The organism is Corynebacterium sp. HMSC06D04 (genome assembly GCF_001807315.1).
GTDB lineage: Bacteria > Actinomycetota > Actinomycetes > Mycobacteriales > Mycobacteriaceae > Corynebacterium > Corynebacterium simulans.
In genome coordinates this window covers 1-20,820 of record NZ_KV788543.1, presented here as the reverse complement: position 1 = coordinate 20,820, position 20,820 = coordinate 1, and the positions used below count along the sequence as shown (strand labels likewise).

General features: G+C 58.3%; 21 protein-coding genes, 1 other RNA gene and 1 pseudogene. 16 read left to right on the top strand and 7 right to left on the bottom strand.

Going from position 1 to position 20,820, the window contains the following annotated elements:
* Positions 1-895 (top strand): ABC transporter ATP-binding protein (locus tag HMPREF3155_RS05605; RefSeq protein WP_148138223.1); only part of this gene is annotated, 895 nt, incomplete at its 5' end.
* A gap of 226 nt (positions 896-1,121) precedes the next feature.
* Here HMPREF3155_RS05605 and HMPREF3155_RS05600 read toward each other — a convergent pair.
* The 3 genes from HMPREF3155_RS05600 to HMPREF3155_RS05590 form a co-directional block, all read right to left on the bottom strand.
* Entirely contained in the window at positions 1,122-1,376 is a 255-nt protein-coding gene (locus HMPREF3155_RS05600; RefSeq protein WP_070432778.1) for an aminoacyl-tRNA hydrolase family protein, read from the bottom strand.
* Between the two features lie 407 nt (positions 1,377-1,783).
* Positions 1,784-2,842, bottom strand: a complete 1,059-nt coding sequence (locus tag HMPREF3155_RS05595; protein WP_070432777.1) for a trypsin-like serine protease — start codon at positions 2,840-2,842, stop codon at positions 1,784-1,786.
* Between the two features lie 2 nt (positions 2,843-2,844).
* Positions 2,845-3,801 carry a DUF418 domain-containing protein gene (locus tag HMPREF3155_RS05590; protein ID WP_070432776.1) on the bottom strand — a complete coding sequence of 319 codons (957 nt, stop codon included), beginning with the start codon at positions 3,799-3,801 and terminating at the stop codon, positions 2,845-2,847.
* Between the two features lie 319 nt (positions 3,802-4,120).
* On the opposite strand from HMPREF3155_RS05590, the gene HMPREF3155_RS13030 reads away from it, so the two are divergent.
* Positions 4,121-4,258: a hypothetical protein gene (locus HMPREF3155_RS13030; protein ID WP_168162308.1), complete on the top strand. Its 138-nt coding sequence runs from the start codon at positions 4,121-4,123 to the stop codon at positions 4,256-4,258.
* Positions 4,259-4,353: 95 nt separating this feature from the next.
* Here the strand turns inward: HMPREF3155_RS13030 and arsB are convergent, their stop codons facing one another.
* Complete coding sequence (gene arsB / locus HMPREF3155_RS05585) at positions 4,354-5,421, bottom strand: ACR3 family arsenite efflux transporter (RefSeq protein WP_070432775.1); 1,068 nt, start codon at positions 5,419-5,421, stop codon at positions 4,354-4,356.
* Positions 5,422-5,493: 72 nt separating this feature from the next.
* Here arsB and HMPREF3155_RS05580 point away from each other — a divergent pair, with 72 nt between their 5' ends.
* Positions 5,494-5,832 (top strand): ArsR/SmtB family transcription factor, encoded by a 339-nt coding sequence (locus HMPREF3155_RS05580; RefSeq protein ID WP_070432774.1) that lies wholly within the window; start codon positions 5,494-5,496, stop codon positions 5,830-5,832.
* Positions 5,833-5,874: 42 nt separating this feature from the next.
* On the opposite strand, the pseudogene HMPREF3155_RS12860 reads toward HMPREF3155_RS05580, so the two are convergent.
* A pseudogene (locus tag HMPREF3155_RS12860) lies at positions 5,875-5,988 on the bottom strand (histidinol-phosphatase); the annotation flags it as partial.
* A 252-nt stretch (positions 5,989-6,240) separates the two neighbouring features.
* Here HMPREF3155_RS12860 and HMPREF3155_RS05575 point away from each other — a divergent pair.
* Positions 6,241-7,434 carry a S1 family peptidase gene (locus HMPREF3155_RS05575; RefSeq protein ID WP_070432773.1) on the top strand — a complete coding sequence of 398 codons (1,194 nt, stop codon included), beginning with the start codon at positions 6,241-6,243 and terminating at the stop codon, positions 7,432-7,434.
* A gap of 78 nt (positions 7,435-7,512) precedes the next feature.
* Here HMPREF3155_RS05575 and hisN read toward each other — a convergent pair whose 3' ends face one another.
* Both hisN and HMPREF3155_RS05565 read right to left on the bottom strand, forming a co-directional pair.
* Positions 7,513-8,298, bottom strand: coding sequence for a histidinol-phosphatase (gene hisN / locus HMPREF3155_RS05570; RefSeq protein WP_070432772.1), 786 nt, complete (start codon positions 8,296-8,298; stop codon positions 7,513-7,515).
* On the bottom strand, positions 8,291-9,118 hold the full coding sequence (locus tag HMPREF3155_RS05565; RefSeq protein WP_061921105.1) for an inositol monophosphatase family protein: 828 nt from the start codon (positions 9,116-9,118) through the stop codon (positions 8,291-8,293). Before HMPREF3155_RS05565 ends, hisN begins: the two co-directional genes overlap by 8 nt.
* A 68-nt stretch (positions 9,119-9,186) precedes the next feature.
* Here HMPREF3155_RS05565 and prfB point away from each other — a divergent pair, with 68 nt between their 5' ends.
* The 12 genes from prfB (at position 9,187) to HMPREF3155_RS05505 (ending at position 20,715) form a co-directional block, all read left to right on the top strand.
* The gene (gene prfB, locus HMPREF3155_RS05560) at positions 9,187-10,299 is read left to right on the top strand and encodes a peptide chain release factor 2 (RefSeq protein ID WP_070432780.1); all 1,113 of its coding nucleotides are present in this window, start codon (positions 9,187-9,189) and stop codon (positions 10,297-10,299) included.
* 44 nt (positions 10,300-10,343) lie between these two features.
* Positions 10,344-11,033, top strand: a complete 690-nt coding sequence (ftsE, locus tag HMPREF3155_RS05555; protein ID WP_062041691.1) for a cell division ATP-binding protein FtsE — start codon at positions 10,344-10,346, stop codon at positions 11,031-11,033.
* Positions 11,034-11,936 (top strand): permease-like cell division protein FtsX, encoded by a 903-nt coding sequence (ftsX, locus tag HMPREF3155_RS05550; protein WP_062035640.1) that lies wholly within the window; start codon positions 11,034-11,036, stop codon positions 11,934-11,936.
* A 24-nt stretch (positions 11,937-11,960) separates the two neighbouring features.
* A complete protein-coding gene (smpB, locus tag HMPREF3155_RS05545) occupies positions 11,961-12,461 on the top strand; it encodes an SsrA-binding protein SmpB (RefSeq protein ID WP_061921111.1) in 501 nt (166 codons plus the stop codon).
* A 28-nt stretch (positions 12,462-12,489) separates the two neighbouring features.
* Positions 12,490-12,846, top strand: a complete 357-nt coding sequence (locus HMPREF3155_RS05540) for a DUF488 domain-containing protein (RefSeq protein ID WP_070432771.1) — start codon at positions 12,490-12,492, stop codon at positions 12,844-12,846.
* 111 nt (positions 12,847-12,957) lie between these two features.
* Positions 12,958-13,336: a transfer-messenger RNA gene (gene ssrA / locus HMPREF3155_RS05535) on the top strand.
* 263 nt (positions 13,337-13,599) lie between these two features.
* Positions 13,600-15,249, top strand: a complete 1,650-nt coding sequence (locus tag HMPREF3155_RS05530; protein WP_083281260.1) for an AbgT family transporter — start codon at positions 13,600-13,602, stop codon at positions 15,247-15,249.
* Between the two features lies 1 nt (position 15,250).
* Positions 15,251-16,636 carry a M20 family metallopeptidase gene (locus HMPREF3155_RS05525; RefSeq protein WP_070432770.1) on the top strand — a complete coding sequence of 462 codons (1,386 nt, stop codon included), beginning with the start codon at positions 15,251-15,253 and terminating at the stop codon, positions 16,634-16,636.
* A 206-nt stretch (positions 16,637-16,842) separates the two neighbouring features.
* A complete protein-coding gene (locus tag HMPREF3155_RS05520; protein WP_062041676.1) occupies positions 16,843-17,856 on the top strand; it encodes a siderophore ABC transporter substrate-binding protein in 1,014 nt (337 codons plus the stop codon).
* 69 nt (positions 17,857-17,925) lie between these two features.
* Positions 17,926-18,930 carry an ABC transporter permease gene (locus tag HMPREF3155_RS05515; protein WP_070432769.1) on the top strand — a complete coding sequence of 335 codons (1,005 nt, stop codon included), beginning with the start codon at positions 17,926-17,928 and terminating at the stop codon, positions 18,928-18,930.
* The gene (locus tag HMPREF3155_RS05510) at positions 18,920-19,963 is read left to right on the top strand and encodes an iron chelate uptake ABC transporter family permease subunit (RefSeq protein ID WP_070432768.1); all 1,044 of its coding nucleotides are present in this window, start codon (positions 18,920-18,922) and stop codon (positions 19,961-19,963) included. Before HMPREF3155_RS05515 ends, HMPREF3155_RS05510 begins: the two co-directional genes overlap by 11 nt.
* Complete coding sequence (locus HMPREF3155_RS05505) at positions 19,960-20,715, top strand: iron ABC transporter ATP-binding protein (RefSeq protein ID WP_061926068.1); 756 nt, start codon at positions 19,960-19,962, stop codon at positions 20,713-20,715. The genes HMPREF3155_RS05510 and HMPREF3155_RS05505 overlap by 4 nt, the downstream gene beginning before the upstream one ends.
* Positions 20,716-20,820 lie beyond the last annotated feature (105 nt).

The following is a 20,820-nucleotide window of genomic DNA, read 5'->3' as shown; positions in this document are numbered from 1 at the left end:
CCCGACGTGTCTACTTTCCGGGGGTCAGGCCCGAGCGTTGTCCGGCGGTTTCGGTGCGGGCCGCAACACGTTGGCTGCGTTGCGTGACCTGCGGGCGATCCCCGCCCTTCCCGAACCGACCGCACCGGAGCTGCCCAACGGGCATGACGTGGAGTTCCGCGGCGTGAGCTTCGGGTACGGGGATAAGAAGGTTCTCGACGGCGTCAGCTTCCGTGCACCTCAGGGAGCGCTGGTTGCTGTAGTGGGACCGTCGGGGGCGGGCAAGACGACGGTCATGCGGCTGCTGTCGCGTTTTCATGATCCGGACTCGGGGGAGATCCTCATCGGCGGGGTGCCCTTGCCTCGGATCGGCACCGACGGCGTGAACTCGCTGGTGACCCCGGTGTTCCAGGAGACGTTCCTTTTCGACGCGTCCGTGCGGGACAACGTGGTCTTCGCCGACCCCGAATTCGGTTCCGGGCCCGGTGACGGGGACCGCTTGCGCGAGGCCGCTCGGCGTTCCGGGGTGGACCGCATCGTGGAGCTGCTGCCTTCCGGGTGGGATACCCCGGTGGGGGAGGAGGGGACGCTGCTGTCGGGAGGCGAGCGGCAGCGCCTCGCCATCGCCCGGGCGCTTCTGAAGGATTCCCCGGTGGTGCTTCTCGACGAGCCGACGTCCTCGCTGGATGCGGCCGCTGAGCGGGCGATCGTCGGCACGATGGAGGCGTTGCGCGGCGATCGCACCGTGATCGTCGTCGCCCATCGTCTGCACACCGTCCGCGATGCCGACCTCATCGTCGTGCTTTCGGAGGACGGGACGGTCGCAGAACGGGGCACGCACGATGAATTGCTGGCGAAGGGCGGCCGCTACGCCGAGTCGTGGGCGTGTCGGACGGGGAGCTCCTCGGGCGCCTGATCCTCATCACCTGGTCGATGCCCTCACGGGCGCCCTGCCGCAGCTTCCCGAATCCCACCGCCAGGCGCTCGGTGGGCAGAGCGAAACCGCCGACGAAAACACCGAGCAGCACGAACACCGACGAGCTGTAAGGCTGAAGCTTCCTAGAAAGCGAAAATAGCCCTCTTCCTCATCCCCCGTGAAAGCTGGGAGGGAAGGGGGCTCTTTGCTGCCTTGCCGCTAGCTACTACCGCCCGTGCACCTGGTTTTGAGCAATTTCCAGCCCGTGGCTGGCGATTAGCTCCACTGCCTCCGCCGCGGTGGGCAGGGTGAAAGCGAGTTCCTCGCGCTCCTTGGCATTGAAGTTGCGCAGCACATAATCAGCTGGATCCTGGCGGCCCTGCACCCACGCCAGGCGCGGATACGCGGCAACAGATGACGCGCAAAGCTCTTCCAACGAGTCGGTGCCAGTTACATGGAGTTGCTCGTCTGCGCCAGGCACCCAGGGGTCATGCGGGCAGCCCTCGGCGGGGTGACGATTGCCACTCGGTCAGCGGCCAAACGGCGCAGTTCAACGTCGCATTTCACGACACCGCGCAGCTTTTCAACAGTCCGGTTCCAAACGTCGAACCCAACAGTCGGCGGGGTTTTCACTGACAGGTAAGCGCGACCGTCACCTGTCACACCCCACCCCTGCGGAGTAGGGCAGAGGTAGGAGGTCACCCGAAGGATGGTGCTCTCTTGTGTCTTGCTCCGTCCCGCTTTCCATTTGCCCCATTCGTCTTCACGAGACACGACTTCACCAAATAGCAATTATGTGAATCACATCGTCGATTCTTAGTATGCACGATAAAAGCCGCCTACCCAGTACTTGCTGGGGAGGCGGCTTGTGGTTGTGGTTAGACGGTTCTACTGTCGGCCATTCCTAATGCGCGACCAGGCTGCTGCGATAACCAGGCCAACGCACGCGATGGCGAGGTAACCCCACATGTGATCGGCGCTGGTCTGAATGGTCTTTGGCGGAGCAGGAGTGTTCTCTGCGGTTAGGACGCTTTCTTTGTCGCGACCAGAGGTGACACCGTCAATCCAGTCGGCAGTGCCTGCGAGGGTGGTGATTGCCGCGCTGGGGGAGGGCAGGTCAGGATCGCCATTGGAAGTTCCGGCGGTAGCAAGCCCGGCGAGCTTTCCATCGACGAAGAATGGTCCGCCGGAGTCGCCGCCCTGCATACCTGCGCCAGATACGGAATGTACGTCCAGGATGGCGCTTTCAATCATCGGCATCATGGCAGCGTCGGCTGGGATGCTTTCGGTTCCAGCAGGGATCGACTCGGTTTTGGAAGCATCTGGCTTAGCTGCATCTGGATTTGCTGTACCTGGCATGACGGATCCTGGCTGCATTTCCATTGATTCCATGGCACCGCCTGGAGTAGCCTCACCTGGAGTAGCTTCACCAGGCGCAGCCTCACTTGGAGTTCCTTCATCGGGGCCTCCGCCCAGCAGCTCATTGACGACCATCTTGGACATCGGAAGCTGTCCGGATCGGGCCATCGACGAGCTGCTGCTCCAGCCGTAGAGAGTTCCCACCTGTCCAGGTGTTGGAATATCGCGGGAGACCTTCGCCGGGGTTGCGTCAGTGACTTTTTGAGTCAGGTGAAGCAATCCTGCATCAGACATTGGAGACAGCGCCCAAGAATCGGCATCGTAGACTTTCCCGCCGATGCGGGCCTGGGTTCCTTCGTTGTTCACAGACTCTAGGCAGTGGCGTGCTGTGAGCACCCACTGCTCGGCAACTAGCGTTCCGGTGCAGTCACCGAAATTGCCGACTTTGCCGATCTTTAGCGCGGCCACAGAACTGCTTTCAGCATTTGCAGGTGCGGGTTCGCCGTTTTCCAATGCAAGAGCTGGAGTCGCAGTTAGAAGCAGGGTGCTGCTAACAATTGCTGCGATGGAAAAAGATGTTTTCTTCACGGTTATTTCCCTTTCCCAGAAGGAACAATGGCCTTGATTGCGGTGGCAACGAGTTTTTCGGCAGGGCCCTGACCCACAAACTTCTTCCAGAGACTTGCGATGACGAGGAAGAATACGATGAAACCTGCTGCAGACAGCGTGGAATGCAATGCAACATTCTGCTGCCAATAAGCCGCGGTGAGAACGTGCAGGACGTAAATGGTCAGCGACATTGTTCCCATGGCCGCGAATGGATAAACCGCGGTCGGGAAGCGGTCGCCTACGAAAAGACACAAATGCAGCACAACAGCGGCAATGGCGACGGAGAGAATGATTTCGCCGAAGACACCGGTATGTCCGGTAAATCGGAGCCAGCCAGCAATCTCGGGATCAAATCGGAAGTACATGCCGACGGCTGTGATGACAACGCTGACAGCGGTAACAATCCAACTCAACCGGGCATTAGCGCTAGTCTTGGAGGCAGAAGTGTCTTGCAGACGACCGCGTAGGTAGACGTCGTAAAGCAGCATGCCGCCGATGAAGTATGCAATCCACGCCAGTAGCGGATAAATCTGTGGCAGCGTCATGGGCGCGTACTTTATTGTTGCGCCGATAGTTGCGGCGATGAAGAAGCCGACTCGCCACCAGGTTCCGAGTGCTGGCATCCAGGAAACCAACATCATTACCAGACCCATGACGATGAGGACTACTTGAATTTCTCCACCGACCGGCAACAAGGCCAGGCCGATAAGAATAATCAGAGCGCCGCGAGTGATGAGGCGCAAGAAGGTGGTGTTGCTGTAATTTCGGCCGATAATCATCATGGTGGCGCCGGCAATAATGGCGAACAATGATGAAGGCAGGCCGGAGAGCACAACCTTTGTGCTCCAAAGCAGTGAGGCCATATGGACAATGATCATGCCGATGATGGCGAGGGAGCGCGCTATATCAAGCCCCACAATTCGTGAAGGTTTATTCACCTCAGATTTCTCCTTGTACTACAACTTATCGGGAGGTGCTCTTCGGTAAAAAGCTCTCCCTATAAGCGTCTTAATCAAAACGACTTTCTAGTTGTAGCAGTCGAATCTGGCAATACATTAGGTGATTTTGAGTAAAAACAGAGTGTTTCGTCTGTACATTCCCTGTGAAGCTAACGTGTTCAAAGAGCCCAGGGCACGCGTAACCTAGTGGCCCGAGAACAATGCTGACGAGTTTCACTTAGTCCGAGGTGCCAGGCGTCTTCCGCGCGTATCTGTTAATCATTGCCATTCCCATTGCTCTCGAATGGGTAGGTAACGCGTGGCTGGCCCAACCCTGAACCTGCTTCCCACCTGGTGGGCAGCGGTCCCCGGCTATGCCCTGTGCTGGAGCATCATCGCCGATGAAGACGACACGATCTGCAGTCCGGAGAATCGTGGGGTCAATGGGCTTTGGTGATGCATCGTCTATAGAGGCGCCGATTTCTGCAACTGATTTGGCTGCAAGCGCATTGGTAGTAGTTTTGGGATTTTCTTCACTTCAGACTCCTTTTTCTATAGTTTGTCCGGTACGGAAAGATCATTGGAGAAAAGGCGCGGCCCGAGCCAGCGGGTGACGTAGACAAGTGCAACGAGTACGGGAACTTCAATCAGTGGTCCAATCGTTCCCGCAAGTGCTTGCTGGGACAATGGGCCGAAGGTGCCAATCGCAACTGCAATTGCCAACTCGAAGTTATTTCCGGCAGCCGTAAAGGCAATCGATGCGGAGGTTGCGTAGTTCATGCCCGCGGCCTTGGCTGAAGTGAGAGCGATCGCGAACATGGCGAGGAAATAGATCACTAGTGGTAACGCCACTTTTCCAACGGTCCAGGGATTCTCAACAATCTGCTGTGACTGAAGTGCAAAGAGCAACACGATTGTGTATAGAAGGCCGGCAAGCGCCAATGGTGAGATTTTGGGCAAGTACTCATTTTCATACCAGTCGCGACCACGGGTGCGTTCACCAATTATGCGTGATGCCGCGCCAGCCAGAAGCGGAATGCCGAGGAATACCACTACGGATAGCGCGATTGCCCAAAAAGAAAAGGTGGCGGAAGTGGTTTCCAGTCCCAACCAGGATGGCAGAATCTGCAGGTAGAACCACCCTAGAACGCCGAACATTAAAATTTGAAATAGCGAGTTTACGGCCACCAATATGGCAGCGACTTCAGTATCGCCGCAAGATAGGTCGTTCCAGACCAAAACCATTGCAATGCAGCGGGCGAGACCGACGATAATCACGCCAGTGCGCAGTTCTGGACTATCGCTGAGGAATATCCAGGCAAGGATGAACATTAGTGCGGGGCCGAGAATCCAATTGAGGAAGACTGTAATGCCCATCAGCTTCCTTGATGTCAAAATTTTGCCCGTTTTGTCGTATCGGACTTTTGCGAGCGGTGGGTACATCATGACCAGCAAGCCGATGGCGATTGGTACGGAAATTGTCAAAATTTTTGCCTCTGCCAACCAGTTCACAAGTGACGGTGCAATTTTGCCCAGAATGAGGCCAATTGCCATTGCAGCTGCAATCCATAGCGGCAAGAAGCGATCTAGGAAGCTGAGTGACTTTGTAGTCTGTGTCATAGATTCCGGTGTAATCGATATATCGATAGATGTCAATATGTCCAGAGTGGGAGCCGTGTAGTCTCAACAGGTATGGACGAAATCTCAGAATGCTGCGCACTTGGCGGTCGGCCTCTCGACGCAGCGGAAGCGCAAGCTGCGGCAACGCTCTTCAAAGCGCTGGCGCAACCGGCGCGCCTGCAAATTTTGTCTCAGCTCGCTGCCGCTGGCTGTAGTCCGATGACCGTGGGGGAGCTGGCCTGTGTTTCTGGGCTTAGTCAGCCGACGGTATCGCATCATTTAAAGACCATGGCGGATGCCGGGCTGCTTACTAGGTCTAAGAGTGGACGGGTAGTAACCCATGAGGTACGCCCTGAGGTATTTGCTGAGCTGCGACGTATCCTGGATATCGGTCACGCGGACGGGAGATAGTGAGCCGCTGGTCGCAAATTGCGATAGGTCGGAAAACTCTGTTTACCCGTTCAGGCGCTTGACGACGGCGTCGTGAAGCAACCCATTCGTCGCAACCGCATCCCCGCCGTGCGGCCCGTCGACACCCGCTAGAGAAATGAAGCGGCCGCCAGCTTCGGGCCTGGCCCCTGTTAGGTAGACACCTTATATCCAGCCCGGTTGGGTTGGGGCCAGGCCCCTTTGACGTTTTACAAAGAAAACCTAGTACAGCGGCCGTTTTTAGGTAAACCAAAGATTTTGGGTACACCCGGAAACTGTGTAAACGATAACGGATTGGAAACAGATACAAACTAGGGCTTCGTAATACCTATCCGCGTGAAATGATGAGCCTTGCTAGACCAATAGCAAGAGAGATAGAGGGATTTGTTCATGCTTCACATTCCGCACCTAAAGAAAGTCATCGTGGGCTCGGCTTTCGCAGGTGCGTTTTTCTTTGCGAGCCCCACCGCAGGTGCCCAAGAGCTGCCTGCTGCCGAGCCATTCGACCCAGCTGCCGCCGCGAGTGCCGTGGTCAATCATGTCAACGATGAGATTGCTCGCTTCGGCGCGCAATCTGGTTTAAATGACATGCTGCAGACGCAGCAGCCGGCTGCGCCGGCCCAGGCACAAGTGCAAAGCCAGGTTCAGAACCAAATTCAGGCACAGAATAAAGCGCTGAATTCGGCTGTCAACGATGCAGTGTCCCAGGCTCAGAACGCAGTGCAGCCGGTCATCGAACAAGCGAAAGCGGATAGCCAGCAGTACGCGCAACCGCTGACCAACCCGAACCCGGTCGGCATGATTGAGCAGGCAACGCAGCCGGCTTTCAAGCCACAGGGCACGGACCCGAACTACGTCTGGAAGAACGATGCTTTCTCCAAGGCGGCAGCCGCTAAGCCCTTCGATGACTACGTGTTGCATCGCGTACCTGGTTCCTACTTCGACGCACCGCGCGTACCTGAAGAATCCAATGCGGCGTTGACGCGTGGAAAGTCCTTGTACGGCCCGGGTACGCCGCTGTATGTTCGTCAGGACACCATGTGCACCCTGACCGCAGCAGGCACCGACGCAGCCGGCCGCAAGGTAGGCATCACCGCGGGACACTGCGGCAACGTCGGTGACCCAGTTTCTTCCGCCGATTCCTGGCAGGTTGGCCCAACCGGCACCATTGCCTCCAGGAACGACTACCTGGATTACTCGGTCATCGAGTTCGGCTCTAAGGCTGAGGTAACCCGCAATTACAATGGCGTGCATGCCACGGAGGTTGGCGGCACTGTCAAGCCGGGCGCTGTCACCTGCAAGACCGGCGTCGCAACCGGCACTACCTGTGGCATGACCTACCAGCAGGCCAAGGAAGTCCAGATCAACCAGGTCTGCGCCATGGAAGGCGATTCCGGCGCACCGGTTATGTACAAGGGTCGCATCATCGGCGCGATCTCCCGCGGTCTTATCCCGGGTCTGCCTGATTGCCGCACCCCGCTGCAGGGCGCTCTGCACGATCCGACCGTAGCGATGAATATGGACGCAATCCTTGCGGACATGAACCGCCGCGGTGGGGTAGGAGCAGGTTTTACGCTCCCGTAGAACTAATCTCTCCCACAAACGGCTACATGCCCCGTGCTTGAAGCGCGGGGCATGTAGCCGTTTTAGTGATTGTTTTGCCTAAGGCAGTTTCAGCGCTTCCAGCGCTGCCGTGTGCAGCAGGCCGTTGCTAGCAACCGAAGAGCCGTGGTGCGGGCCGGCCTCACCGTTGAGGCCGGTGAACTTGCCACCTGCCTCGGTTACCAGCAGAGACGGCGCTGCAAGATCCCAGAGGGAGACCTCAGGCTCTGCCGCAATGTCGACTGCGCCTTCTGCCACCAAGCAGTAGTTCCAGAAGTCGCCATAGCCGCGCAGACGCCAGGTCTTTTCGGAGAGCTCCACGAAGCAATCACGCAAACCGCGCTTAGCCCAGCCTGCCAACGAGCCCATGGCCAGAGAGGCGTTTTCGAGCTGGTCAATCTGCGAGACGTGCAGACGCTTTGGCTCGCCGCCGAATACGCGGTAGGCGCCGCCGCCCTTGGCGGCGTACCAGCGACGTCGCAAAGCAGGCGCGGAAATCACCGAAACCACAGGCTCACCGTCTTCCAAAAGAGCAATCAGCGTGGCCCATACCGGCACGCCGCGCACGAAGTTCTTGGTGCCATCGATTGGGTCGATGACCCACTGGCGGCCCTTGAACGTCGGGGTGCCACCGAATTCCTCACCTAAGACTTCGTCGCGCGGGCGGGAGCGCTTGAGAGCCTCACGAATCTGCTTCTCGCAGGCCAAGTCAGCATCAGAAACCGGGGACATATCCGGCTTGTCCTTGACCGAAAGATCGGAAGCCTCAAAGCGGTGCATCGTGATGACATCCGCGTGACCTGCCAGCTCGAGCGCGAGGCCTAAGTCTTCTTTGAACTTACCCACGGAGCCATGCCTCCATTTGATCGACAACCTGTTTATTACCAGCGATGCACCATTCCACACCGCCTGCTTCTACCTTGCGGGCGGCGCCACCTGCGGCCTCCACCAGCGCTTTGCCCGGGAACCAATCCCAGTCCGCGACGCTGTGCTGCATCCAAGCACCCCAGGTGCCGTCAGCAACGCTGGAGAGGTCCACGGAACCGGCGCCGAGCATGCGAACTGTAGCAAAGTGCTCGGACACACGCTGCCAAGCCGCGCGGATTTCCGGGTCCTGAATCGATGTAGGGTGCAGGTAGGTTGCCATGCTGGTTTCATTTGCCGGTTTATCCTGCAGCTTGGCGACGTCCTTTCCATCACGGGAAGTAGGAAAGTCACGGCCGCCGAACCAGGTGTAGCCCATGGCGGGGCGGTGTACTGCGCCCATGATGACGCCCTCGGCGTCGGTAAGCGCGAGCGCCGAGCACCAGTAATCCGAGCCAGATGCGAAGTTATAGGTACCGTCTACCGGGTCGATGACCCAGTTGCGTCCCGAGGTGGAAGGGCGGGTAGCGCCCTCCTCGCCGAGGATGCCGTCCTCGGGGCGCACCACCTCGAGCACGCCGGCAACGAAGCGCTCGGTGGCGCGGTCTGCATCGGTGACGACATCAGAAATGGAGGTCTTCTGATCGACGTCAATGCCCTGCTCACGCATGCGCCATGCCAGGCGGCCTGCGTTGTAAACGAGTGCCTGCGCAAGGTGTGCGTCGGTATCGTCTACGTGAGCTACCAGAAAGGTCTTGGTGATCGCGTCGATCATCTCATTCAAGCTCGGCTGTTGAGTCATGGAGCTATTGTCCCGCTAAATGCGGCCGATGGCTAATTGTGTGTGCCGCGCAGGTAGACTTGGGCGCTATGCGTCCCGAACAATCAGCCCGTCTTGCCGAATTGGATTCCACCCTTACGACCATTGAAAAGGTCATGGATCCTGCAGCTTTAGCTGAGCAGGTTCGTGAGCTCGAGGCTCAGGCTGGTGACCCCTCTTTGTGGGATGATCCGGCCCACGCGCAGCAGGTGACTTCCGCGCTTTCGGCCGCGCAGGCCAAGATTCGCAAGCTGGAATCGCTGCGTTCGCGCGTGGACGATATGCCGGTTATGTACGAGTTGGCGGAGGAAGAGGGTGACACCTCGCTTGCCGACGACGAGCTAGAAGAGCTGGGCACCCTCATCGAGGCACTGGAAGTGACCACGATGCTTTCGGGCGAGTATGACCCGCGTGAGGCCGTTATTAATATCCGTTCCGGTGCAGGCGGCGTGGATGCGGCGGACTGGGCCGAGATGCTCATGCGTATGTACGTGCGCTGGGCGGAGAAGAATGGACATAAGGTGGATGTCTACGACATCTCTTATGCAGAGGAGGCGGGCATCAAGTCGGCCACCTTCGTGGTGCATGGCGAATACATGTACGGCCAGCTTTCTGTAGAACAGGGCGCCCACCGTCTGGTCCGCATCTCGCCGTTCGATAATCAGGGGCGGCGTCAGACCTCCTTCGCTGAGGTGGAGGTGCTGCCGGTTGTGGAGCAGACCGACCATATCGACATTCCGGATGCGGACGTGCGCGTCGATGTCTATCGCTCTTCGGGCCCTGGAGGCCAGTCGGTTAATACTACGGATTCCGCGGTGCGTCTGACGCACATTCCGACCGGCATCGTGGTGACCTGCCAGAACGAAAAATCCCAGATCCAGAACAAAGCCTCGGCGATGCGCGTGCTGCAGGCTAAGCTTTTGGAACGCAAGCGTCAGGAAGAACAGGCGGAGATGGATGCGCTCGGCGCAGGCGGCAATGCCTCGTGGGGAAACCAAATGCGCTCGTATGTCCTGCACCCGTATCAGATGGTCAAGGACCTGCGCACCAACTATGAGGTGGGCGATCCATCGAAGGTGCTCGACGGTGACCTGGATGGATTCTTGGAGGCCGGAATCCGCTGGCGAATGGCTGAGGCGCAGAAGGAAGAGCAGGAAAGTTAGTTTTACACTTTCTGTTGTTAACTCATGTTGCTAATGTGGCTTGAGTGATCACCTTTGAAAATGTGTCCAAGGTTTATAAGACGTCGACAAGGCCCGCGCTTGACGACGTCTCGTTTCAGATCGATGACGGCGAATTCGTCTTCCTGATCGGGCCCTCCGGCTCCGGTAAGTCGACGTTCCTACAGCTGATGGTGCGTGAGACGAATGTTTCCTCCGGTGACATTCACTTCGGCGATTTCCACGTCAATGCGCTGAAAGGCCGCCAGATTAATCAGCTGCGCCAGTCCATCGGCTACGTCTTCCAAGACTTCCGCCTGCTGCCGAAGCTGAACGTCTACCAAAACGTGGCCTTCGCACTCGAGGTCATTGGAAAGAAGAAGTCCAAGATCGACAAAGCGGTCCCGGAAGTTCTGGAAATGGTGGGTTTGGGTTCCAAACAGCACCGCATGCCGCATGAGCTTTCCGGTGGTGAGCAGCAGCGCGTTGCCGTGGCGCGTGCCTTTGTTAACCGCCCCAAGTTGGTCCTTGCAGATGAGCCGACGGGCAACCTAGACCCGGGTACTGCCTCGGAGATTTTGGGATTGCTATCCCAGATCAACCGCCGCGGCACCACAGTCATCATGTCTACGCACAATGCACGTGCCGTCAATGATGCCCGCCAGCGCGTCCTCGAGCTGCACAACGGCAAGCTCGTTCGCGATGAAGACCACGCACTGTACGGAGAGGCTCTGTAAATGCAACTAGGACTAGTTTTACGCGAGGCTTTTAAGGGGCTCGGCCGCAACCTGACCATGACGGTGGCGATGGTTATCACGACCGCCATTTCCGTAGCGCTGGTCGTCGCCGGCGTGCTGGTGACCAACATGACCAACGACACCAAGGAGATCTACTTGGAGCGCGTGGAAGTCATGGTTCAGCTCAATGAGGACATCTCAGCAAACGATCCGGAATGTAGTTCCTCGGAATGCGCTGACTTGAAGAAGCAGCTGGAAAGCGACGATGACGTGGAATCGGTGAATTATCGTGACCGTCAGGCGTCCTACGACCGCTTCGTCGAGCTTTTCCAGGAGACCGATCCTGTGATGGTGGAGGAGACCTCTCCCGACGCGCTGCCAGCGGCCTTCCACGTCCGCTTGGTCGATCCCACGGATACCGCGCCAATCGACGCCATCAAAGACAACCCGGCAGTCAGCGAAATCATTGACCAGCAAGAAGAAGTCCGCGGTGCCGCCCATAACTTGGACGCCATCCGCAATGCCACCTTTGTGCTCGCGGCCGTGATGGCAATCGCAGCTATTTTCCTGATCGCGAACATGGTTCAGATTGCTGCTTTCAACCGTTCCCGTGAGACCTCGATTATGCGCATGGTGGGCGCATCCCGCTGGATGACCCAGGCTCCGTTCGTGTTGGAAGCACTCCTTGGAACGCTGATCGGCGTCGTGCTCGCTGGCGTGGGCATCTCCGCAGGCAAGTCCGCGGTGGTTGACCCCTCGCTGAAGAATCTCTACGAATCGCAGCTTCTGGCACCGATTAAGAGCTCGGACATTTGGGTTGCTCTGCCTATCGTGGGTGTATTCGCTCTGATTTTTGCTGCACTGACGGCGCAGATTACCCTGCGCGCTTATGTGCGCAAGTAAGCACCGCGTATAGTTGTAGAAATTATGGCGAAGAAGGCAAAGAAGAAAGCAGCGGTCGATAACAACACGACCCTAGCCACCAATCGCCGTGCCCGTCACGATTACAAGATTCTCGATACCCTCGAATGCGGCATGGTCCTGGTGGGAACCGAAATCAAGTCAATGCGTGAGGGCAAAATCTCGCTCGTCGATGCGTTCGCAACCATCGACGACGGCGAGGTTTATATCCGCAACCTCCACATCCCTGAGTACTCGCAGGGAACCTGGACAAACCACTCGCCAAAGCGCACCCGCAAGCTGCTGCTGCACCGCCGTGAGATTGACAAGCTCATGGGGCAGGTGCGCGATGGCAACAAGACTCTGGTGCCGCTCAAGGTCTATCTGAAAGATGGCCGTGCCAAGTGCGAGTTGGGCCTTGCCCAGGGTAAGCAGGACTACGACAAGCGGGAGGCCATCAAGCGCCGCGATCAAGACCGCGAAATCACCCGCGAACTGGGGCGCCGCATCAAGGGAATCAACGCTTAAAGCGCCGCCACGACGTAGCCTGGGTGCCATGATTCATACGGCAAAGGCACACGACGTCGTCAAGGGCGATGCAAAAGTAACCGGCAAGTCGGTGCTCGTGGACAGGCTCTGGCCGCGCGGGATAAGCAAGGATGACTTGGCGCCGGACTATTGGCTCAAAGACGTAGCTCCCAGCCCTGAGCTGCGCAAGTGGTGGAACCACGACGCGGATTCATTCGATGAGTTCTCCAAGCGCTATAAGTCTGAGCTTGACGCGAACGACGCCGAAGATATGGAAAACCTGCGCCGCCTCGCAGACAAGGGTGCAGTAACGCTTATCTTCGCCGCCAAGGACCGCGAGGTAAACCACGCTACAGTGCTCAAAGATTGGCTGGATGCGCAGTAGGGCAGCGATGAACCACATAGGGTTTATGCCGGGGACTTGAGCCCTAAGCCGGTGTTGGAGTAGCGTAGAGCAAACCGCAGAGAATTGCACATACCCGCTCTGTAGGTTAATGGGGTCGACTTGGTTTCGACTTCGTACATTGAGCCAGGGGAAGCGTGCCGGTGCAGGCTGGAGACCACCGTAAGCGTCGCAGCAACCAATAAACGCAGAGAAGAACTCTCAGCGTGACTACGCCCTCGCTGCCTAATTTCAGCGACGCGTGTCTGTCAGCCCAGGTTTAGTTCCTGACCTGGTTCCTGGCATCGACTAAGGAACTTGCCTTTCTGGTTTGTTGTTCGGCCGGAAGGGGACTTCTAGAGCAACTGGGCCCATCATCCGGAACGTGTTTGCCCGTGCCGGAGGGCCGAGTAGAGATCCTGTGCAAACTGCGCACGGAGAAGCCCTGGCGAGGTGACGAAGGACCCGGGTTCAATTCCCGGCGGCTCCACCACTTGCCCCAGCTAAACGATGTTTAGCTGGGGCTTTTCTCATACCTGCGCTGTTAGCGCGGCGTCGCGAAGCGTGACCTGCATTCGAACCATCGAAGCGGCTCACAAGCGCCAGTTTGGCTGGATTCGATGGTTCGAATGCAGGTTTCTTTCGTACGGAAATCAAAAATTGGCAGTGGCAATTGGGCCAAGATTGAGATGTGAATCACTTTTTCGATGTAGTGTATGTTACATTGCAAAGAATCTTTGATGAAGGAGGCCACCCATGCCTGTCGCAGATAAGACAACGCGTGCCCCTCAATCCGGTGCTAGCCCTGCAAAGGCTGCGAAGAGCAAGCCGGCCACGGGTGGTTGGCTCGACAAGTTTCTTAACGGCGTCGAATACGTAGGCAACAAGCTGCCAGAGCCGTTCACTATCTTCCTGATCCTGTTCCTCATCACCGGCGTTGCTTCTTCCATCATGGCGTGGATGGACATCAAGGTGCAGGTGCCTGGATCTGATGAAATTCAGCCCGTCAAGGGCTTGTTCACCGGCGAGGGCATGTCGTGGTTTACCACCACGATGGGCGAGAATTACATCACCTTCCCGCCGTTGGTTACGGTGCTGCCCATCATGCTGGCAGTCGGCGTGGCCGAGCGCTCCGGAATGCTCTCCGCCCTCATTCGCAAGCTCTTCGGCTCTGCGAAGCCATGGCTTTTGCCTTACGCAGTCGGAGTCATTGGCGTGACCGCATCGGTCATGGCTGACGCTGCCTTCGTTATCGTTCCGCCTCTGGCGGCGATGGTGTTCAAAGCAGCCGGTCGTCACCCTGTCGCAGGCCTCATCGGTGGCTTCGCTGCCGTTGGCGCTGGTTACTCCACCGCACTGGTCCCGACCTCCCTGGATGCGATGTTCGCAGGTATTACCACCGCGGTTATGGAGACCCTCCCGGGCATGGAGTCCTCTGACGTGAACGCAATGTCCAACTACTTCTTCAACGTGGCATCTTCCATCGTTCTCGGTGTCTTGGCTGGTTACATCACTGACCGCGTCATCGAGCCGCGCATGTGGAAACAGGAAGTGCCTACCGAAGAGGACATCGATCCGGAAGAGGCCGCACACCGCGGCGACCGCGACGAGAACGGCGAGGAGCTCTCCGCAGAGCTTTCCCTGACTGAAAGCAAAGGCCTGGTGTGGTCTGCAGTTGCCACCGTCATCGTTACCGCGGCACTGTTGTTCGCCATTCTTCTGCCAGATTCCCCGTGGCGTAACGAGACCGGAGGCTTCCTGCCGAAGTCTCCGCTGATGAGCTCCATCGTCTTCATCGTCTTCCTGTACTTCCTTGTGCTCGGTGTGGTCTACGGCAAGGTCGTGGGCACCGTCAACGGCATCAAGGATGTCGTCGACATGATGATTGGTTCGCTGAAAGACATGTTGAGCTTTCTCATCTTGGCCTTCATCTTGGGCCAGTTCGTGGCGCTGTTTGCGTGGACCGGCATCGGTACTTTTACTGCGGTCAAGGGCGCGGCATTCCTGGAATCCATCGGTCTCACCGGCTTTGGCGCGGTCCTCGCGTTCATCGTCTTGGCCTCATGCCTGAACCTGCTCATCATCTCCGGTTCTTCGATGTGGACCCTGATGGCGGCAGTGTTCGTTCCGATGTTCGCACTGCTGGGCTACGAGCCGGCCTTTATTCAGGGCGCCTTCCGTGTGGGCGACTCTGCAACTCAGATCATCACTCCGCTGAACCCGTATATGATTGTGATGCTGGGATTCCTGCAGCGCTACGAGCCGAAGGCAGGCCTGGGCACCCTGATGGCGCGCCTGATGCCATACGTGGTTCCGTTCTTCACCGCGTGGGCAATCCTGCTGGCCATCTGGTTCTACGCAGACCTGCCGCTGGGTCCGGGCAACAACATTTTCATCGAGGGATAACGTGTGCGATAGCGACAATCACGCAAGAAACAATCCATCAACGGCATATTTGGAGGCCACGGAGCAGCTCATCGCGCAGCGCGTGGCGGCCGCCCAAGCAGCCAACGCGGGAGCACAAGCATCCCTGGCTGAGGCTTATGCGGGGCAGGACGTGCTGTGGAAGGCGGCGTCGGAAAGCGCTGACGCCAACCGCGAGCTTGCCGCCCACATCGTGCAGGATTTGCATGCTCACCCAGAGACGGCCTTCGAGGAGCACCGCTCGATGGGCATGCTTGCCGACGTCGTGGAGCAACGCGGTTTCCCCGTCCGACGCGGTGTTTACGGGGTGGAAACCGCTTTCGAGGCGGAGTGGAGGAGCCCGAATTTCGATGCGACATCTCATCCCACCGTGGCAATCATGGCCGAGTATGACGCGCTGCCCGGTATCGGGCACGGCTGTGGTCACAACGTTATCGCTGCCGCGGGCGTGGGCGGATTCCTGTCCGCGGTCGAGGCGCTGTGTAAGAACGGCGGCGTCGAGGGGCGCCTGCTGCTGCAAGGCACCCCGGCTGAGGAGGGGCATTCGGGCAAGGAGTACATGATCCGTGGTGGCAGCCTTGACTCCGTGGATGCAGCGATGATGATCCACGGCTTTGGCTATGACATTGGCTCGCACGCGTGGGTCGGGCGCCGCAGCGTCAACGTGCGCTTTCGCGGCGTGGCGGCGCACGCGAGTTCGCAACCTTTCATGGGGTGCAACGCCCTCGACGCCGCATCCTTGGCCTACCAGGGCATTGGCCTGATGCGTCAGCAGATGCCTCCGAGCGATCGCGTCCACGCCATCATGGGCGGGGGAGCGCGACCTTCGGTGATTCCGCGTGAAGCCTCGATGCACATCTATGTGCGTTCCTTGGGCAACCAGACCCTCATGGATTTGTCCCAACGCGTTAACGAAATCGTTGAGGGGGCTGCGCTAATGGCCGGCGTCCAGGTCGATGTCGAATGGGACGAGCACCCGATGACGCTGCCGGTGCGTAACAACGAGGCGCTGGTGGAGCGGTGGACGCGCACGCAAACGCTGCGCGGACGGACGGCGCTTCCCGCGGGAACCGTGCCGGAGACCCTTGCCGCGTCCACGGACTTCGGTAACGTCTCGCACCTTGTACCGGGCATTCACCCGATGGTCAAGGTCTCTCCGTCCGACGTTGCCCTGCATACCGAGGACTTCGCTCGCTGGGCCGCAACGGATGCGGCTGTCGACGCCGCAGTGGACTCCGCAGCAGGCTTGGCCCAAGTAGCGATTGACTACTTGGCGGACACGAAAATGCGCGCGGCAGCGAATGCGGAGTTTGCCGAACAGGGCGCTGTTGCGGTGGCGGATCTCTTGGCGGAATCGTCCACGGACTAGGCGCCGAGTAGGCTCGGAGTAGGCTCGGAGTAGGCTCGGAGTAGGTTTTCTTGCACTGTGCAAGGGGGTGGGGGTAACCACCTCTTTGCGCAGTTCAACCTATATTTTATTGCATTTGTAGGCTTGCCTAACAAAAACTGCTTGAAAGGTAAGGCTTACATCAGTTAGGTTAGGCGAGTATTTGAAAACCTTTTGAAAAGGACATCATGACCGCCAAGATTCGTCGTTCTCTCGTCGCGTCCGTCGCAGCCCTGTCGATGGCTCTGACCGCTTGCTCTTCTGCAGAAGAGTCCACCTCCGGTTCTTCTGACACCTCCGCAGCGTCCTCCTCCGAGACCACGGAGATCACTCTCGAGGACAACTTCGGTGAGAAGAAGATTGCTGCCCCGGTTTCTGCCCCGGCCGTTACGGACAACCGCGCTTTCGAGATTCTTGCTGACTGGGATGTCAAGATTGCCGCCGCACCGCTGAAGCTGGTTCCTTCCACCGTGCGCGATGTCTACAACAAGGACACCGTCGCAGCTGACCTCGGTTCCCACCGCGAGCCGGATCTGGAATCTCTCGTCGCTGCGGAACCGGATGTGGTCTGGAACGGCCAGCGCTTCGAGCAGCACCAGGAAGACATCGAAAAGCTGGTGGAAGATGTCCCCGTGCTCGACTTTGAGCCGCGCGATGACAAGGACTTCTTCGAAGAACTCAAGCGCCACACCGAGGCACTGGGCCAGACCTTCGGACACGAAGAGGATGCAGCCAAGCTCATCGAGGACTTCGACGCAGCCGCAAAGCGCGCCAAGGAAGCTTATGATCCTTCCAAGAAGGTCATGGCAGTGAACACCTCCGGTGGCGAGATCGGCTACATCGCGCCGAAGATCGGCCGCACCTACGGCCCGGTTTTCGACCTCATCGGTATGACCCCGGCTCTTGAGGTTCCGGAAGGAACCGATGACCACGAGGGCGATGACATCTCCGTCGAGGCAATCGCTGAGTCCAACCCGGACTGGATCCTCGTCATGGACCGCGACGCAGCCGTCAGCAAGGAAGGCGAAGAACACGTTCCAGGCGACAAACTCGTTAACGAGAATGCTGCGCTGAAGAACGTGACCGCAGTCAAGGAAGGCAACGTCTACGTTGCCCCGGCTGATACCTACGTCAACGAGAGCATCATTACCTACACTGAGATTCTCAACGCTCTGGCTGACGCCTTTGAGAAGCGGTCCTAACCTGCACAAATAGAACCGAAACCGGAACGCCGAAAGGCTTTCCGGTTTTTGGTGTGAAAGAGATAAATTTTGACTTCAGCAGAGAAAACCGCGGTTCAAGAAGCACCACCCGCGCGCCGTTCCCGCGGCAAGCTTTTCACTTGGAAGCTGTTGCTCGGCGTCGTGGCTGTAGCGGCGTTGCTCCTCCTTTCGCTCATGGTGGGGGAGTATTCGATCCTTGATCACGACGACGGCCGCGACATGTTTATGACCACGCGCATTCCGCGCACCATCGCCCTGGTGCTCGCGGGCGCGGCGATGGCGATGAGTGGATTGGTGATGCAGCTGCTCACCCAGAACCGCTTCGTTGAACCCACGACCACGGGTACCACGGAATGGGCAGGCCTCGGCCTTCTCTTTTCGATGATCGTGCTCCCGCACGCGTCGGTGCTTGGCCGCATGGTCATTTCTGTTGTGTTCTCTTTCATCGGCACGATGGTCTTTTTCGCTTTCTTGCGCCGAGTCACGTTGCGCTCCTCGCTCATCGTGCCGATCATCGGCATCATGCTGGGCGCCGTCGTCAGCGCGGTGTCCTCTTTCGTAGCACTGACCACCGACAAACTGCAGCAGCTGGGTATCTGGTTCATGGGCTCGTTCACTTCTGTGTACGAGGGCCAGTACGAGGTGCTGTGGATCGTTTTGCTGGTGCTGCTCGCGGTGTTCTTCTACGCGGACAAACTCACGGTCGCAGGCTTGGGCGAAGAAATCGCCACCAACGTGGGCCTGAATTACAACCGAATGATCCTCATCGGCACCGGGCTCATCGCTGTGGCCACTGGCGTGGTCACCGTGGTCGTGGGCTCCCTGCCTTTTTTGGGGCTTATCGTTCCCAACGTGGTGAGCATGTTCCGCGGCGATGACCTGCGCTCAAACCTTCCTTGGGTATGCCTGCTCGGTATTGCCACGGTCACCTTGTGTGACCTCATCGGCCGAACCGTCATTTCGCCGTTTGAGCTGCCCGTATCCGTCATCCTGGGCGTGGTCGGCGCGGCCGTCTTCGTATTCCTGATTGTGAGGTCCACCCGTGAGCGTTAAGACAGAGCAGCGCACAGGCGACGTCGCCAAGCAGCGCTATGTGGGCTCCTTCCAGTCGGCCAAAGCAGCGCGCAAGTACTGGATCATCTTGGTGGCGCTCATCGTGGCGGGCGCACTCTTCGCGTTTGGCCTGCTGGCGTATGACAACCCCATGGACTTCGGAACGCGTAAGTGGTGGCTCATCGCGCAACGCCGTGCCGACGCCGTGATCGCCATGGCTATCGTGGCTGCGTGCCAAGCCGTTGCGACCGTGGCCTTTCATACGGTCACCAACAACCGCATCCTGACCCCGTCCATCATGGGCTTTGAATCGCTCTACGCGGCGATTAATACTGCGACCATTTTTTTCCTAGGTGCCACGGGCCTCACGGAAGCCCGCAACATGGGCACCTTCCTGTTCCAGATGGCAGTGATGATTGTGCTCTCGCTCATCCTGTACTCGTGGCTGCTGACAAACCGCAGCAACAACATGCATGCGATGCTATTGGTCGGCGTGGTCATTGGTGGCGGACTTGGATCGCTGTCCACTCTGATGCAGCGCATGCTGACGCCCAGCGAGTTCGACGTGCTGACGGCACGACTGTTTGGCTCGGTCAACAATGCTGAGACTGAGTATTATCCCATCGCAATTCCGCCGGTGATTGCGGCGACGGCGTTGCTCTTCTTTAATTCCCGCCGCCTCAACGTGCTCTCGCTTGGTCGCGAGGCTGCCACCAACCTCGGCGTAAATCACAAGTTCAACGCGATCTTTACTCTGATCCTGGTATCAGTTCTCATGGCCACCACCACCTCGCTCGTAGGTCCCATGACCTTCCTCGGATTCTTGGTGGCAACCTTGGCCTACCAGTTCGCGGAAACCTACGACCACCGATACTTGTTCCCCATGGCCATCGCCACCGCCTTTGCTGTACTCACGGGTGCGTACTTCCTCATGCAGCACGTCTTCTACGCACAGGGCGTTGTATCCATCATCATTGAGCTCGTCGGCGGCTCGGTATTCCTCATCGTCATTTTGCGAAAGGGCAGACTGTGATCACACTCAATAACGTTGCGAAGACCTATTCCCACGAGACGAACATTGGCCCAGTGTCCCTCGACATTCCGGCCGGCGGTATCACCGCGCTTGTGGGGCCCAACGGTGCCGGCAAGTCCACGCTGCTGACGATGGTGGGGCGTTTGCTCGATATCGACGAAGGCACCATTGAGGTCGCTGGATTGGACATCGCCTCTACCAAGTCCCAGGACTTGGCCAAGATTTTGTCGATCCTGCGACAGGAGAACCACTTCATCACGAAGCTGACGGTGCGTCAGCTCGTGGGGTTTGGCCGCTTCCCGTACTCGCAGGGCCGCCTGACGGCTGAGGACGAGGAGGTCATCTCCAAGTACATTGACTTCCTTCACCTCAGCGATTTGGAGGACCGCTACCTGGATCAGCTCTCGGGCGGCCAGCGTCAGCGCGCGTATGTGGCGATGGTCCTGTGCCAGGAGACTGATTACGTTTTGCTGGACGAGCCTCTCAACAACCTTGATATCGCGCACTCCGTGGAAATGATGAAGCACCTCAAGGAGGCCGCGCAGAACTTCGGGCGCACGATCATCATCGTCTTGCATGACATCAACTTCGCTGCCCGCTACGCCGATCACATCTGTGCGGTGAAGAATGGGGAAGTGGTGGCCTTCGGTGATCCGGAGGAGGTCATGCGCGATGAGGTGCTGACCCCAATCTTCAATACGCCCATCACGGTTATCGACGGCCCCGACGGTCTGTTGGCCTGCTATCACTAACTGCTTGACGACGTCGCCCCCTCTGGGCGTTGTTTGATACGCCAGGTTTGTCTCCGAAATGGTGGATTTACCTGGCGATTTGTGTTGTTTGTGGGGTGGGGGCTA

Coding starts and splice junctions, on each gene's coding strand:
- arsB (WP_070432775.1), bottom strand. CDS start 5,421: ATGACACAGACTACAAAGTCACTCAGCTTCCTAGATCGCTTCTTGCCG.
- HMPREF3155_RS05530 (WP_083281260.1), top strand. CDS start 13,600: ATGCCTGTCGCAGATAAGACAACGCGTGCCCCTCAATCCGGTGCTAGC.
- HMPREF3155_RS05540 (WP_070432771.1), top strand. CDS start 12,490: ATGATTCATACGGCAAAGGCACACGACGTCGTCAAGGGCGATGCAAAA.
- smpB (WP_061921111.1), top strand. CDS start 11,961: ATGGCGAAGAAGGCAAAGAAGAAAGCAGCGGTCGATAACAACACGACC.
- prfB (WP_070432780.1), top strand. CDS start 9,187: ATGCGTCCCGAACAATCAGCCCGTCTTGCCGAATTGGATTCCACCCTT.
- HMPREF3155_RS05520 (WP_062041676.1), top strand. CDS start 16,843: ATGACCGCCAAGATTCGTCGTTCTCTCGTCGCGTCCGTCGCAGCCCTG.
- HMPREF3155_RS05575 (WP_070432773.1), top strand. CDS start 6,241: ATGCTTCACATTCCGCACCTAAAGAAAGTCATCGTGGGCTCGGCTTTC.
- HMPREF3155_RS05580 (WP_070432774.1), top strand. CDS start 5,494: ATGGACGAAATCTCAGAATGCTGCGCACTTGGCGGTCGGCCTCTCGAC.
- HMPREF3155_RS05565 (WP_061921105.1), bottom strand. CDS start 9,118: ATGACTCAACAGCCGAGCTTGAATGAGATGATCGACGCGATCACCAAG.
- ftsX (WP_062035640.1), top strand. CDS start 11,034: ATGCAACTAGGACTAGTTTTACGCGAGGCTTTTAAGGGGCTCGGCCGC.